Below are 14,034 nucleotides of genomic sequence, written 5' to 3'. Positions count from 1 at the left end.
GAAAACAAACCAGGAGTAAAACCATGAATCTTATCCGAACAAATGCACCAGATGCCCGTTTGACAAAAGACCTCCGTCTTTTACAGGAAACCTGCAATAAATACGATCATATCTCTTTCTCATTTCCTTTGGAGGAAGAGTGCATCTGCTGTTTATTATATGAAAATGAACGCCTCTTATCCGCTCTTATCGCTTTTTTTACTGATTCTGACACCATGGAATGCTACGGCTGTACACTTCCTGACGAACGGCAGAAAGGACATTTTACATCTCTGTTAAAAGAGCTGGTAAATGATCAGCCTGACTGCGATTTTTTATTCCCAGTGTACGAAAACTGCAGGGATGGGATTAAAACGTTACAGGCCATGGAGGCTTCATTCTGTTACACGGAACATTTTATGGAACGTTCCATTCCTGTTTCAGCAAAATCCGGTTTGGAGGAAGAAAACGAAGATAGGAATCATTTAACCATCTCATCCCATAAAAATTCCGATAGTCAAATCTGCTATGAGTTTTTTAAGGATAAAGAAGCAGTCGGGATGTGCAGTCTTGATATTCAGGAAAAAAGCGCTTATTTATATGGGTTTGAAATATTAAGGCCCCTGCGGGGGCAGGGTCTTGGAACTGCCTGCCTGGGTTTATTTTTAAAGACTTATATTTCTCTTCCCGCAGATCAAAGAACAAAAACCATCTATTTACAGGTATCCGGCGACAATCTTCCGGCCGTGGCTCTGTATCAGAAAGCCGGTTTTAAGATTCGGGAAAGCCTGTCCTACTATTTATACTAAGCCCTAGTACATTTCTCTTATCATACAGTACTGTTTTAACTCAAAATGCTTTTCTACCACGCCGAAAAGTCTGAAACCAAAATGTTCATAAAAGCTTACATTGCTGTGTTTGTGTGTTTCCAGTGATATCATGAGGTGATTTCTGTCTGCAAATTCTATGGCTTCTTTTAGAAGGCAGGCAGAAATTCCATGATGCTGCATACTGGGTCTCACTGCCAGATAGATAATGTGAAGCCGTTCTTCCTGATGAAGCTGGTCAGTCCATCTGGAATTTAAATAATCCCTTCCCTGAAAAAAATTCCAGAATGTCTTTAGCGACCTGTCTTCCTTGATTAAATAACTATCCGTTTTCAAAGTCGCTGCTGCTTCTGCCAGATAATAATGAACCGGATTGTAAACTTCTGATTCATCATCTACAACCATAATTCCGTTAATATCCGGACTGTCCGCATAAATCTCACAAGTCTCAAAAAATTCTTCCATATCACATTCAAACAGTTCGGGGAGAAGACGTTTCCTTGTATCTGCGTCCGGGATCAGATTGCAATAAAGTGGATCCCCCTCAAAACATTCTGTCAGCAGTTGCTTCAATTTCTCAATATCTTTTTTTTGCACCCGGTACAATCGGTCACTTTCCATAATCCTTGAGCCTCTTTTTTAATCTTTTTCACGGTGATTGTAGCACAATAATCATCAAGCTTCAATGGATTTCGCAGATATTACTGCTTACTTCCTTGCTTGTATTTATCCTACCATTATTATATAATAAGTATGATAAAAAGGTACCGCAAATTACAAGAGAGGGGCATGCATACTATGATCGATATCAAAAAGTTTATTGATTTGAAGGCATTGCAGTCGATTCAGGACCAGTTTTCGGAAGCGACAGGGTTAGCAGCAATCGCGGTGGATGCAGAGGGTAATTATATCACAAAAGGCAGTAATTTCACTGAGTTTTGCATGAAATACACAAGAAACAGTGAAGAAGGCTTAAAGCGGTGTGAAGCCTGCGACAAAGAAGGAAGCGGAGCTTATTTTTGCCATGCGGGGCTTATGGATTTTTCCTCTGACATCGTTGTGAAAGGTGAAAAGGTGGGAGCAATCATCGGAGGACAGGTTTTGCCCTCTCAGCCGGATGAAGAAAAGTTTTGCGCCATTGCCAGAGAGCTGGGAATTAACGAAGAGGAATACATCCGTGCACTAAGAAAAGTACCGGTACGATCAGAAGCCACCATCAAGGCAGCTGCACAGATGCTTGGCAGCATAGTGAACCAGCTGGTTAATATGGAATACATACAGGCAATCTCCGGCAAAAGAGACAGCGTACTGGATAAAGAAATTGACAGCATCAAAATCTCATTGAATGAAGTAACAGCAAAAACCCATGACCTGCAGAAGGTGGCTTCCATGGAAAATATTCTTTCTATTAACGCCTCTATTGAAGCGGCCAGAGCCGGTGAAGCAGGGGTTGGCTTTGCAGTAGTAGCAAGAGAATTCGGGGAAATCTCCAAAAGCTCTGGTGAGGTCTACGAGCGAATTCATGAACTGGTTGCAGAGATTCAGAAGTCGGTTAGAAACTTAACTGAAATTGTGTAAGGGATCTATAATAAAAAGGCATGCACCGATTCCCGTGCATGCCCATTTTTTTATTCGTCCCAGTTATGATAGGTCGCCTGTACATCATCTTCTGCATCTAACAGATCCAGAATCCGGTTCATCTTCTTTAATGAATCCTCATCTGTCAGTTCCACCCATGTCTGTGGAATCATGGTAACTTCAGCCTGAATCATGGGAATTTTTGCTGCTTCCAATGCTTCTCGTACTGCGCTGAACTCTTCTGGCGCAATCAGAACTTCGTAGCTGTCCTCTTCTTCTGAGAAATCTTCTGCGCCTGCATCCAGAGCAATCATCATAAGCTCATCCGCATCCATATCACATTCTTCTTTATCTATAATGATCTGTCCCTTTTTGTCAAACATAAAAGATACACAGCCTGGAGTACCCACATTTCCGCCGCCTTTTGTAAATGCGTTCTTTACGTTGGCAGCAGTCCGGTTTTTATTGTCTGTCAGAGTATCTACGATGATCGCCACTCCATTGGGGCCGTATCCTTCGTATGTAATTGTCTCATAGTTAACAGAGTTGGCATCTCCGGCAGCTTTTTTAATACCCCTGTCAATGGTGTCATTGGGCATGTTATTGGCTTTCGCTTTTGCTATTACATCACGGAGCCTACTGTTGTTCGCAGGGTCTGATCCGCCTTCTTTTACCGCTACTGCAATTTCTCTTCCAATTACAGTAAATACTTTACCTTTTGCGGCATCGTTTCTTTCTTTTTTGTGCTTAATATTTGCGAACTTTGAATGTCCTGACATCGCTACAACACTCCTTTTCTTTCTCTATTTCGTCCTCTTTATATCGGAAAATAACATCTTTTCTATTCTATCACTATTTATTTCATCTTGCAAGAAAAAACAATACACAGCTGCCATATCCTTTCTGGCTGATGCAGAAAAGTTGTGGCAGCTGTGTGCTTATGATTCTTTTTCAGAGTCTTTTAATTCGGATTCCGTTTTTCTGACTGTTTTTTCTTCCTCAGAAAGCACCTCTGGTTCTTCCTTCCAGACACGAACCGTCTGAATCATCTTGTTCTCCACCTGAAGGATCTTAAACTTATAGCCCATAATGGATACTTCTGATTCTTCCCCTTCCTGGGGAATCCGGTCCAGTCTGGAAATAAGCAGACCATTTATTGTATCATAGGAGTCATAATCCTCCTCATCAAATTCAATGTCTAATGCCCGTTCCACGTCTTCCAGGGTGGTCATACCATTCATAACGTAAGTACCGTCATCCGATGGTACGATAAATTCCTCATCCATGTCATACTCGTCAAGAATGTTGCCTACAATCTCTTCCAGAATATCTTCCATGGTAACAATACCGGAAGTCTGACCATATTCATCAACCACAATTACCATGTGGATCTTTCTGGACTGCATCTCTTTAAACAGGGTATCAAGATTCCTGGTTTCGGGAATGAAATGAGCCTCTCTTAAAAGTCCTTCAATCTCCCAGAGCTGCCGGCTGCCATTCTCCTCTATCTCAGCGGCAATCAGTGCATCCTTCATGTGAAGAATACCAATGATGTCATCCACATCTTTTTTATAGACCGGATATCGGGAATTATATCCCTCTGTCAGGATAAATGTCACCGCTTCTTTTAACATCATCTCTCCGTCTAAGGAAACCAGATTCTTTCTGTGAGTCATGATATCCGCAGCTTCCTTGTCATTGAGCTCAAAGATATTGGTGATCATCTCCGCTTCCCTGGCTTCTAACACACCCTGTTCATGCCCCTCATTTACCATAGACATAATATCTTCTTCGGTTACGTTCTCATTGTCCGATGCCATATCAATGCCCATAACCTTAAGAACTATGAAAGCAATCAGGTTTGCAACCCAGGCAAAGGGAATCAGGGGAATCATAATAAAAGTTACTGCGGGAAGCATACGGTATCCCCACTTTTCCGGATTCTCAGCCGCACAGCGCTTTGGAATAATAATACCGAAGCTGATCAGCAGAATAATTAAGCAGGCACCTACAAGGAAAAGACTGAAAAGAGAAATCCACCGGTTGGGGCCATCGCTCCCCCGGCTTAAGATTGCCTCCAGCCAGATCTTAAACTGTCCTAATACAAACGCTCCCGTTACCATACCAATTAAATTGGTGGTGATCTGAATGGTGTTCACAAATCTGGTGGGTCTGTTCACGATATGCAGCAGTTTTGCAGCTTTCTCGCTGCCTTCTTCCATCTGATGTTCCAATTCTGTCGTATTCACATTCTGAATTGCTGCACCAAATCCATAAAAAATTGCATCCAATACGATAAAAGCAATAAATATAATCACGCGTATAAGCGGATTGCCATCGTCCATCTGAAAATTCTACTCCTTTTGTTGATTTTCTTTCGTATTTTTTCTCACAACTATTTAAGAATATACCATTTTATCAGCATTCCGTCAATGGTGAACTATGTATTCAGTTCTAAGCTGATTCTTAATGCACAGTCCACTTCCTGCTGCAGTTTTTCATCAATATGACAAATTTTCTCTTTCAGTCTCTGCTTGTCAATGGTCCGCAGCTGCTCCAAAAGTATCACTGAATCTTTGATCATATCGCACTTTTTTGTATCCAGCTCCACATGGGTAGGCAGCTTTGCCTTATTCATTCTTGAGGTAATCGCTGCACAGATCACAGTGGGGCTGTGCTTATTACCGATGTCATTTTGTATAATAAGAACCGGGCGAATCCCGCCCTGTTCAGAACCTACTACCGGTCTTAGATCGGCATAATAAATGTCTCCACGTCTGATTATCACATTCTCACACTCCGTCAATTTATTTAAGTCTATTATTGACCTACTTTGACTCGTGTATTCACTTAAGTTTTTCCGCCGCATACCTTATCATATGATATGGACATGGAGTTGGTTATCACACCTTTAAAAAGGAGTTGTAACAATCGTTAAAATAATCTTTGGTTCCCACTACTTCACCGTGTTCCACATAGACCCTGGGCACCCGTTTGCTGATGTCACAGAGAATTTCATAATGAAAGCCACCGCACCGCTCGGCCAGTTCTTCCACGGTAATCTGTTCCTTTCCCTGTCTGCCGACCAAAACAACCTCATCCTCTTCTTGGACCCCCTGGATCGATGTGACATCAACCATAAACTGATCCATACACACCCTTCCAAGAATTTTAGCCCGCTGTCCCCTGATTAAGACCTCGCCTTTTCCAGATAAATTTCTGGGATAGCCATCTCCATATCCCACAGGGATTGTAGCCACTGTCATTTCCTGTTGGGCAGTAAATGTTCCACCATAGCTGACAGAAGTTCCAGGTCCGATTTTCTTTATGTAGGTAATGGTACTTTTTAATTCCATGGCAGGTTTTAACTTTACAGGTTCTTTTTTTACCTCTGTGGAAGGATACAACCCATAGATAGAAATTCCAGCACGGACCAGATGAAAATTAGCCTCCTGCAAATCAATAATTCCTGCACTGTTGGAACAGTGAAGGACTGGAATAGTGATTCCTCTTTCCCCCAGCATGTCTACAAATGCCTGGAATTTCTCAATCTGTGATCCCGTTGCTTTTTTATCCGTTTCATCTGCTTTTGCAAAATGAGTAAAGAGCCCTTCTGCATAAATTCCCGGCAGTCTGCAGATCTTTGCCGCTTCCTCCGCCGCTTCCTGCGTCACCGGATATCCAATCCGGCTCATACCAGTATCAAGTGCCAGATGAACCACCGCTTTCTTTCCTGCTTTTTCCGCCAGTTCAGAAAGGCGCATGGCCTTGTTCAGCTGAAATGCGGCAGAACTGATATCATAATCCACCAGAAGCTGATAGCCATCACAGGGAACCACTCCAAGAACCAGAATAGGCTTTGTGATTCCATGTTTTCTAAGTATGACGCCTTCTTCCACTGTGGCAACTGCATATCCCCACACATAAGGATCAATTGCCAGAGCCACAGGGACAGAACCATGACCATATCCATCGGATTTTACAACCCCGATCATCTTTGTATCCGGCTTTAAATTTGCTTTCATCTCTTCCATGTTGTACCGGATTGCATCTAAGTCTACTGCTTCATATACCCTTCCATATGTTTTCATGATTTATTCCCTCGTTCGCTCCTGCAATATTATACCAGTCTCATCTGCCAGTTCTCTGGCAAGAAGACTGTAATCTCCATATTTCTTCTTTCTCATATCCCCTGCCAGACCGTGAAGCCATACACCCAGAGCCGCTGCATCCGGCCCTTCCATTCCCATTGCCAGTAACCCGGCCAGAATTCCGGTCAGTACATCTCCTGCTCCTGCCTTTGCCATGGAACTGTTCCCGCTGCTGTTTACGTAGGTTCTCTGATCATTAAGGGCAGCAATGGTAACTGCATCTTTTAAGATACAGGTTATACCAAACCGGTCTGCATACTCTCTGGCTGTCTGAATGAGATGTTTTTTTATTAGTTCTACCGAGCTTCCGGTAAGTCTTGCCATCTCTCCCAGATGAGGGGTAATGATAATATTCTCCGTGTAATAACTGGTAAGCTCCGGATTATTGGCAATGGTATTCAGACCGTCAGCATCTACTATTACCGGAACATAGGCATTTACAAGAATGGATTCCACCAGATTTTTCACATAAGCATCCTGCCCCAGTCCCGGTCCCAAAACAATCACACTGGCCCACTCACACTGTTCAATCAAAAGCTGCTCAAAGTTCTCCGTTTTCCGTTCAGCATCTGATGACCGGTAAGAAACAATCACAGCTTCAGGAAGTAAGGTCTGCAAAATCTCCCTGTTTTCCTCCACAGTAAAGATCCGAACCAGGCCAGCACCAGTCCGATAGGCGGAAAGTGCACTTAAATAGGCAGCTCCACTCATGTTTCTGGAACCAGCTACCAGAAGAACTTTTCCAAAGCTTCCTTTATTGGAATAAGCCGGCCGTGGGGGAACCAGTGCCATGTCAGTCTCCTGGAATGTAAAATATTCTGTTTTTACATAATTCATACTTTCAGGAGGGAAACCAATATCCTCTACAATCACCCTGCCGCTGTATTCTTTTCCCGGGTACAGCATGGTACCAAGTTTTTCAAATCCGAATGTAACCGTTAAATCCGCGGGGATTGCAGTTCCCATAATCTGTCCGGTATTGGAGTGAATGCCGGAAGGAATATCCACTGCTATTGTAAATTCCGGTTTACACCTGTTTACAGATTTCATAATCTCCAGATGGGTACCAAGAATCTCCCTGTCAAGCCCTACGCCAAACAGCGCGTCAATGAGCAGACTGCAGGTTCCCAGGTTTTCCTCCATGCCTTCCATCACTTTTACTCCTGTTTTCTCTGCAATGGAAAGCTGGGTTAAATATTCACTGCTTCCTTTGTCCTTTTTTCCAGCAAGAATAACCAGAACATCATAACCGCTTATATGAAGCATTCTGGCAACAGCGATTCCGTCAGCACCGTTATTACCGCTCCCGCATAGCACCCACACCGGTTCTGTCTGTTTCACATGATTTACTGCTTCGTTAAAAACGGCCAGGGCTGCCCGCTCCATCAGTACCAGTGATGGGATACCAATTTGTTCTATGGTATATTGGTCAACCTGCTTCATCTGTTCTCCCGTTACCAGATATCTCATACTGCACCCGCCTTTCTCCATAGCAAACTACCGGCAGCAAAGAGGAGAAACTCCTCTTTGGCTGCCGGCAGGCATATTAACTGTTCCTTGCTGATTGTCTTTGCTTTTCATCAACCGAGTTATCCTGCATACTGCAGACCCGGTAAGACAGTCTCATCAGACTCTCTGATAAGTGTACATTCTCTACCACAACATCATCCGGCACCGTTAAGTCTGTATGAGCGAAATTCCAGATAGCCTTGATGCCTGCCCTTACAAGACGGTCTGCAATTTCCGGTGCCTTGGTCTTTGGTATGGTCAGGGCTGCAATCTGAACATCATTATCTTTTACAAACTGTTCCAGATCATCTACACTTCGGATCTCAATTCCACGAACAACCAGACCGATCAGACGTGGATTGATATCAAACATTCCTTTGATTAAAAAACCACGCTTTTCGAAATTTGCATAATTTGCAATCGCCTGTCCTAAATTGCCCGCACCAATAATCACTAAATTGTGCTGTCTGTCAATTCCTAATATCTTCGCTATCTCTGTATATAAGTATTTCACATTATATCCATAACCCTGCTGTCCGAATCCGCCGAAATTATTAAGATCCTGGCGTATCTGAGAAGCGGTCACTTTCATACGCAAACTCAGCTCATTAGAGGAAATACGTTCCACTCCATCCTCCATAAGCTCTCCCAGATGACGATAATACCTGGGAAGCCTGGCAATCACTGCTTTTGAAATTTCTTTATCTGCCACATCTTCACCTTCTTTTACTTAGAATTTTACTAACACCATTATAACTGCGTGATAAAATAATGTCAAACGAGTTTTACGATTGTATCCTTGAAAAATATATGGACCTATATTATACTGGTACTATTGTCCCAATTTATTCAGGAGGAAAGAAACCATGATTCTCTCATGCAGCAATATCAGTAAAGCATTTGGCACCAACGAAGTGATTAAACACGCTTCCTTTCATATAGAAGATCATGAGAAAGCCGCCATTGTAGGCATTAACGGAGCCGGTAAATCCACTTTGTTAAAGATGATTATCGGCGAGCTGGCATCCGATGAAGGAGCGGTGGTCATATCCAAGGGGAAAACCTTAGGCTATTTATCACAGCATCAGGATTTATCCGGAGACCGGACGGTCTATGAAGAAGTTCTGGAAGTGAAACGTCCCCTTATGGATATGGAAGCAAAAATCCGCAAACTGGAGCTGGATATGAAGCACGCCACTGGTGAGGAACTGGATGAGATGCTTACCGTTTACAGCCGCTTAAACCATGAATTTGAGCTGCAAAACGGCTACGCTTACCGAAGTGAGGTTACCGGCGTATTAAAAGGTCTTGGTTTTACAGAAGACGAATTCGGGAAGCCGGTATCTGCTCTTTCCGGCGGGCAGAAAACCAGGGTAGCCCTAGGACGCCTTCTCCTTACAAAACCAGACATCATCCTGCTTGATGAGCCTACTAACCATCTGGATATGGACTCCATTGCCTGGCTGGAGGGTTATCTGATTAATTATGACGGCAGCGTAATCATTGTTGCCCATGACCGATACTTTTTAAACCGTGTGGTAACAAAGATCATTGAGCTGGATAATGGCATTTTGTCCGTATATCAGGGTAACTATACGGAATACAGCAGCAAAAGAGCCATGATTCGGGAAGCCAAGATGAAGGCCTATTTAAACCAGCAGCAGGAAATCAGGCATCAGGAAGAAGTAATTACAAAATTAAAATCTTTTAACAGGGAAAAATCCATACGGCGGGCTGAAAGCAGAGAAAAGATGTTGGACAAGATCGAGTTGTTAGAAAAACCTACCGAGGTGAACGACGAGATGCGCATCCAGCTGGAACCTAACGTGATCAGTGGAAATGATGTTCTGACTGTAAAAGATCTGAAAAAATCATTTGGAGACAATCTCCTGTTTGACCACATCGGGTTTGAGGTTAAGCGTGGAGAACGGGTAGCCATTATTGGCGGCAACGGAACCGGGAAAACTACAATTTTAAAAATATTAAACGGCATACTGGCGCCCGATGAGGGAGAAGTTTCCTTAGGCTCCAAGGTACATATCGGATATTATGACCAGGAGCATCAGGTTCTCCATATGGAGAAAACTTTATTCGATGAACTTCAGGATACTTATCCATATATGAACAATACCCAGATCCGTAATATCCTGGCCGCCTTTCTCTTTACAGGAGATGACGTATATAAAAGGGTTAAGGATTTAAGCGGTGGGGAACGGGGACGTGTTTCTCTGGCAAAGCTTATGCTTTCTGAAGCCAATTTCCTGATCCTTGATGAGCCGACCAACCATTTGGATATCACCTCCAAGGAGATACTGGAAGGCGCCCTGGTCAATTACACCGGCACCGTGCTTTACGTATCCCATGACCGTTATTTTATTAATAAAACTGCCACACGAATTCTGGATCTGACCAACCAGACTCTTGTTAACTATATTGGTAATTACGATTATTATCTGGAAAAGAAAGATATTATGACAGGTCTTTTGACCCCGGTGGCCGAAGCTAAAGTTGTAACCGGCGAAGACACTTCCGGGATAAAGCTTGACTGGAAAGCACAAAAAGAAGAACAGGCAAAGATCCGCAAACGCCAGAACGAACTGAAAAAAACAGAAGAAGAAATTCATAAACTGGAAACCAGAGACGGGGAAATCGATGAACTTCTTGTAAAAGAAGAGATTTTCACAGATGTACCAAAACTTATGGAATTAAACCATGAAAAAGAGATGATCAGCAAACGTCTGGAAGAGCTGTATGAGCTTTGGGGTGAGCTGGCAGAATAAAGAAAGGGAAAGCTGTTTTTTGCAGCTTTCCCCTTGTTTTATTTGTCGTTTAAAAACTTCTGGTCTTTCATGGTTGGATAAACATCAGGGTAATAAACATTCTGATAAATTCCCGCGGTATATTTACTCCAGTTTCCTTCCTGCTGACGCCCCACTTCTTTTAGATAATCTTCCATCTCCATATCGTACTGGTCGATGGCTTCTTTCATTTCCTCTGTGTGATAAACTTCATTGTGGCGGAATGTGGAGAATGGAAGTCTTGGTTTCTTGTGTGATTCGTCTTTGGGATATCCCACTGCCAGGCCAACTGCCGGATAGGTATAGGGAGGAAGATTCAAAAGCTTTATGATTTCACCTGGATTTTTACGGACTCCGCCAATTGGTACAATCCCAAGATTCAGCGACTCTGCGGCTATAATTGCAGCGCCCATGGAAAGTCCTGCATCAAAGGTTCCTGCCATGGTTCCTTCCACACTCTCATGTATCACCTGAGTCAGCCCGTTTTTCTCAGCCGCAAGATTAGTTTTATAAAAATCCAGTACGAACAGTAGAAATACAGGTGCATCTTCCACCCATTTCTGGCCACCGGCCAGCTGGGCTATTTTCGCTTTCGTTTCTTTATCCTTAATTACTATTACTGAACTCTGCTGGCCATTAATCGAATTGGGCATGGACTGTGCAGCCCTTAGGATCTCGTCGATGATAACGTCATCAACCTCTTTATCCAGGAAACTTCTGATTGATCTGTGATTCTGAATTGTTCTTATAGTCTCATTCATATATATTACTCCTTTAATTTAAATAATTATTATTATAAAAAGTGCTGCAATTGCAGGCAACGCCTGTTTAAAAAATATAGTTTTCGATGAAGTCAGAGCTCCATATACCCCTGCGATAATCACACAGGAAAGAAAAAATATGGAAATTCTGTCTGCCCATATTCCTTCCCTCACAAGCAGGGACCAAATAAGACCTGCGGAAAGGAACCCATTATATAACCCCTGATTTGCCGCCATTACTCTTGTTTCCTCAAAAAATGACGGTTCAAAACCAGGTAACATCTTTTTTCCAGCTGTCTTCCAGGCAAACATCTCCATCCATAAAATGTATAAATGTTCTGCTGCAATCAATAGAACAACGATACGGGGTAATAGATCCATTCTCATTCTCCTTTTATATTGCTAAATTCAATTTTATTAAATATAATTTTATAATATTATATATTGATTAATTTGTCAACCATATTTTAAATTAAAAAAGCAGCGCTGAATTGGTATAATCTATATCAGACTATAAATGCCTGCTATAAAAATTATTCGTAATTCAACTCTGCCTGTATAATATCTTTTTTAATATCCTGGTCACTTCCGGGGCTTCTGCCTCCATCTCTGACCTGGTTGATGCACTTCCCAGATATGCTGCTGCCAGCTTTCCAAAATAAAATTTCATATCATCCGCATAGTAATCCGGTATGTAAACATATTCGTCCATCAAAGATTTATCCATGGATAAATCCGTCGCCTCCTGAAGCGTTCCCTTGTATAAGCCGTATTCATATCCGATATATTCGCAAAATGCTTCCGTGAGTTCAGACGGATTGCATATCTTTATTTTCTTATAAGCGGTATCCAGTGAATGGCCTACATAATAAACACCACTCCCAGTATTAGGTGCAGAAAAATACAGTTTGTCCGGATAATAAAGAATTTCCCAGCCCTGATCCGTAAAACGCTTCACCCACTCCCGTGGCAGATTCTTGGAGGCTTCTGTAAACCCTTCCTTTACTTCAGCAGAAACGGTAGTATTCTTTTTCTTACTTTCAATTATAATATCAAAATTTTTGTTTCTGTTTCCGGTTTCATCCATATAAAAAAGACCGACATACTGGTTCGCCGCCATCTGCCCGTTATCAAAGAAATAATACTTTCCTCCGGTTACATACTTATATCCGGAAGAAGTCATCTCACCCTTTGCAGAAAACCAGTACCAGCTTCCATCCTGGTCCTGAAACCAGCCTTTTTGCGGGGTACCATCTTCCTTGTAATAATGCCATTTTTCCTCTTCGTCGTTATAGCACCAGCCAAGCTGCAGCTCCCCGGTCTCGGCAAAGAGATAATCCATACCGCGGATGGTTGTCCAGTCTGTGCTCATATAACCATCAAAGCCAAAATAATACCAGCTTCCGTTAATCTTCTCCCAGCAGTTCTTTTTATAGGTTTCATCCTTTTTTATGTATCTCCAGCCTCCGGAATCTTCCTTCCACTGCCACTCTTTAGTGGCTTCCATAAGATTAATGGGGGTGCTTTGTTCCTGTCCATTATCTTCTGAAGCAAGGGAACTCATCATCCCTCCCATGCTCAGAAGGATCCCTGCTGAAATTACTACCAACCATTGTTTCCTCAAGGGTACCAAGCACTCCTTCCACGTTGTCTGTAATCTATTAAAAGTGTACTATAGATTGAGAGAAATGTACAGTTTTCAATATCTGAAGATTTTGTGAACATTTTCCAAACATTTCTTTCCAAATGTACTGTTTTGGGATATAATAAACCCAGTATAATTCTATCAGAAAGAGAGGTTTCTCCATGAAATGGAAACGCGCCCTGGCTATTGTCGGTCTGGTACTAATCTGTTCCCTTTATCTTATTGCACTGGTAGCCGCATTTTCTCATAGTGCAGAATCAAAGAAATGGCTGATGGCGGCTATCTATTCCACAGTAGTTATTCCTGCATTTATATATGCTGCACAGCTGGTTGTCCGGGTCATTAGACCCAATGATAATCATAACCATACTGATACCATAAAAAAAGAATAATTTATGTTTGTATAGGTATATTTGGGTATTTTACCGAAATCACTTGAAACTAAATAGAGAATTGACTATAATAGAAATATAAAGAGGAACAACCACCTCACACAAGAGGTTGCCTTTATTGAATAGACAGAATACCACCCAATACCGGTCAAAGTATACAAGGGTGGTTTTTCTGTACCCATTCCTGGGATTTATAGAAAAACTTTACTTACGATTATTATAAATAAAGGTAAGCAATGCAATAATGAACATGCCAAAAGCCATAAGGTCTTTAAAGTCAAAATTCATCTGCATCACCTCCCATCTTATGTAAAATGGAAGGCCAACTCCTTGTAATAACATGATTGTTCCCTATGAATATTCTATCACAAGAACTGATGTTCTGCAATCAAAC

Annotated in this window: 15 protein-coding genes; 4 read left to right on the top strand and 11 right to left on the bottom strand. The window is 42.2% G+C overall.

The window, feature by feature from the left end:
- Window positions 1–23 precede the first annotated feature (23 nt).
- Complete coding sequence (locus ACOAOT_RS07020) at window positions 24–788, top strand: GNAT family N-acetyltransferase (RefSeq protein ID WP_420216333.1); 765 nt, start codon at window positions 24–26, stop codon at window positions 786–788.
- Window positions 789–791: 3 nt separating this feature from the next.
- Here the strand turns inward: ACOAOT_RS07020 and ACOAOT_RS07015 are convergent, their stop codons facing one another.
- A complete protein-coding gene (locus tag ACOAOT_RS07015) occupies window positions 792–1,427 on the bottom strand; it encodes a GNAT family N-acetyltransferase (protein ID WP_420216332.1) in 636 nt (211 codons plus the stop codon).
- 177 nt (window positions 1,428–1,604) lie between these two features.
- On the opposite strand from ACOAOT_RS07015, the gene ACOAOT_RS07010 reads away from it, so the two are divergent.
- Window positions 1,605–2,384, top strand: coding sequence for a PocR ligand-binding domain-containing protein (locus ACOAOT_RS07010; RefSeq protein ID WP_420216331.1), 780 nt, complete (start codon window positions 1,605–1,607; stop codon window positions 2,382–2,384).
- A 50-nt stretch (window positions 2,385–2,434) separates the two neighbouring features.
- On the opposite strand, the gene ACOAOT_RS07005 is transcribed toward ACOAOT_RS07010, so the two are convergent.
- From ACOAOT_RS07005 to ACOAOT_RS06980, 6 genes are all read right to left on the bottom strand, one after another.
- Complete coding sequence (locus tag ACOAOT_RS07005) at window positions 2,435–3,163, bottom strand: YebC/PmpR family DNA-binding transcriptional regulator (RefSeq protein ID WP_420216330.1); 729 nt, start codon at window positions 3,161–3,163, stop codon at window positions 2,435–2,437.
- A 159-nt stretch (window positions 3,164–3,322) separates the two neighbouring features.
- Window positions 3,323–4,729 (bottom strand): hemolysin family protein, encoded by a 1,407-nt coding sequence (locus ACOAOT_RS07000; RefSeq protein WP_420216329.1) that lies wholly within the window; start codon window positions 4,727–4,729, stop codon window positions 3,323–3,325.
- Between the two features lie 95 nt (window positions 4,730–4,824).
- Window positions 4,825–5,172 (bottom strand): type II toxin-antitoxin system PemK/MazF family toxin, encoded by a 348-nt coding sequence (locus ACOAOT_RS06995; protein ID WP_104439045.1) that lies wholly within the window; start codon window positions 5,170–5,172, stop codon window positions 4,825–4,827.
- 115 nt (window positions 5,173–5,287) lie between these two features.
- The gene (gene alr / locus ACOAOT_RS06990) at window positions 5,288–6,475 is read right to left on the bottom strand and encodes an alanine racemase (RefSeq protein ID WP_420216328.1); all 1,188 of its coding nucleotides are present in this window, start codon (window positions 6,473–6,475) and stop codon (window positions 5,288–5,290) included.
- A gap of 3 nt (window positions 6,476–6,478) precedes the next feature.
- Window positions 6,479–8,005 (bottom strand): NAD(P)H-hydrate dehydratase, encoded by a 1,527-nt coding sequence (locus ACOAOT_RS06985; protein ID WP_420216327.1) that lies wholly within the window; start codon window positions 8,003–8,005, stop codon window positions 6,479–6,481.
- Between the two features lie 76 nt (window positions 8,006–8,081).
- Window positions 8,082–8,756 (bottom strand): redox-sensing transcriptional repressor Rex, encoded by a 675-nt coding sequence (locus tag ACOAOT_RS06980; RefSeq protein WP_420216326.1) that lies wholly within the window; start codon window positions 8,754–8,756, stop codon window positions 8,082–8,084.
- Between the two features lie 154 nt (window positions 8,757–8,910).
- Here ACOAOT_RS06980 and abc-f point away from each other — a divergent pair, with 154 nt between their 5' ends.
- Entirely contained in the window at window positions 8,911–10,824 is a 1,914-nt protein-coding gene (gene abc-f, locus ACOAOT_RS06975; RefSeq protein ID WP_420216325.1) for a ribosomal protection-like ABC-F family protein, read from the top strand.
- Window positions 10,825–10,862: 38 nt separating this feature from the next.
- Here the strand turns inward: abc-f and ACOAOT_RS06970 are convergent, their stop codons facing one another.
- The 3 genes from ACOAOT_RS06970 to ACOAOT_RS06960 form a co-directional block, all read right to left on the bottom strand.
- The gene (locus tag ACOAOT_RS06970) at window positions 10,863–11,603 is read right to left on the bottom strand and encodes an NADPH-dependent oxidoreductase (RefSeq protein WP_420216324.1); all 741 of its coding nucleotides are present in this window, start codon (window positions 11,601–11,603) and stop codon (window positions 10,863–10,865) included.
- Between the two features lie 18 nt (window positions 11,604–11,621).
- Window positions 11,622–11,984, bottom strand: a complete 363-nt coding sequence (locus tag ACOAOT_RS06965; RefSeq protein WP_420216323.1) for a DUF1304 domain-containing protein — start codon at window positions 11,982–11,984, stop codon at window positions 11,622–11,624.
- 163 nt (window positions 11,985–12,147) lie between these two features.
- On the bottom strand, window positions 12,148–13,227 hold the full coding sequence (locus ACOAOT_RS06960; RefSeq protein WP_420216322.1) for an N-acetylmuramoyl-L-alanine amidase family protein: 1,080 nt from the start codon (window positions 13,225–13,227) through the stop codon (window positions 12,148–12,150).
- Window positions 13,228–13,409: 182 nt separating this feature from the next.
- Here ACOAOT_RS06960 and ACOAOT_RS06955 point away from each other — a divergent pair, with 182 nt between their 5' ends.
- Entirely contained in the window at window positions 13,410–13,640 is a 231-nt protein-coding gene (locus ACOAOT_RS06955; protein ID WP_420216321.1) for a hypothetical protein, read from the top strand.
- A 204-nt stretch (window positions 13,641–13,844) separates the two neighbouring features.
- Here ACOAOT_RS06955 and ACOAOT_RS06950 read toward each other — a convergent pair whose 3' ends face one another.
- A complete protein-coding gene (locus ACOAOT_RS06950; protein ID WP_278246313.1) occupies window positions 13,845–13,904 on the bottom strand; it encodes a putative holin-like toxin in 60 nt (19 codons plus the stop codon).
- Between the last annotated feature and the right edge of the window lie 130 nt (window positions 13,905–14,034).

This window comes from Lacrimispora struthionigena (assembly GCF_048627165.1).
Taxonomy (GTDB): domain Bacteria; phylum Bacillota; class Clostridia; order Lachnospirales; family Lachnospiraceae; genus Lacrimispora.
Note: the sequence above shows the minus strand (reverse complement) of the source record. Positions and strands in the feature narration are given on the sequence as shown.

What these genes read in the sequence shown, in the direction of transcription:
- abc-f (WP_420216325.1), top strand. Translation starts at nt 8,911, where the DNA reads ATGATTCTCTCATGCAGCAATATCAGTAAAGCATTTGGCACCAACGAA.
- ACOAOT_RS06965 (WP_420216323.1), bottom strand. Translation starts at nt 11,984, where the DNA reads ATGGATCTATTACCCCGTATCGTTGTTCTATTGATTGCAGCAGAACAT.
- alr (WP_420216328.1), bottom strand. Translation starts at nt 6,475, where the DNA reads ATGAAAACATATGGAAGGGTATATGAAGCAGTAGACTTAGATGCAATC.
- ACOAOT_RS06985 (WP_420216327.1), bottom strand. Translation starts at nt 8,005, where the DNA reads ATGAGATATCTGGTAACGGGAGAACAGATGAAGCAGGTTGACCAATAT.
- ACOAOT_RS07010 (WP_420216331.1), top strand. Translation starts at nt 1,605, where the DNA reads ATGATCGATATCAAAAAGTTTATTGATTTGAAGGCATTGCAGTCGATT.
- ACOAOT_RS07000 (WP_420216329.1), bottom strand. Translation starts at nt 4,729, where the DNA reads ATGGACGATGGCAATCCGCTTATACGCGTGATTATATTTATTGCTTTT.
- ACOAOT_RS06970 (WP_420216324.1), bottom strand. Translation starts at nt 11,603, where the DNA reads ATGAATGAGACTATAAGAACAATTCAGAATCACAGATCAATCAGAAGT.
- ACOAOT_RS06955 (WP_420216321.1), top strand. Translation starts at nt 13,410, where the DNA reads ATGAAATGGAAACGCGCCCTGGCTATTGTCGGTCTGGTACTAATCTGT.
- ACOAOT_RS07020 (WP_420216333.1), top strand. Translation starts at nt 24, where the DNA reads ATGAATCTTATCCGAACAAATGCACCAGATGCCCGTTTGACAAAAGAC.
- ACOAOT_RS07005 (WP_420216330.1), bottom strand. Translation starts at nt 3,163, where the DNA reads ATGTCAGGACATTCAAAGTTCGCAAATATTAAGCACAAAAAAGAAAGA.
- ACOAOT_RS07015 (WP_420216332.1), bottom strand. Translation starts at nt 1,427, where the DNA reads ATGGAAAGTGACCGATTGTACCGGGTGCAAAAAAAAGATATTGAGAAA.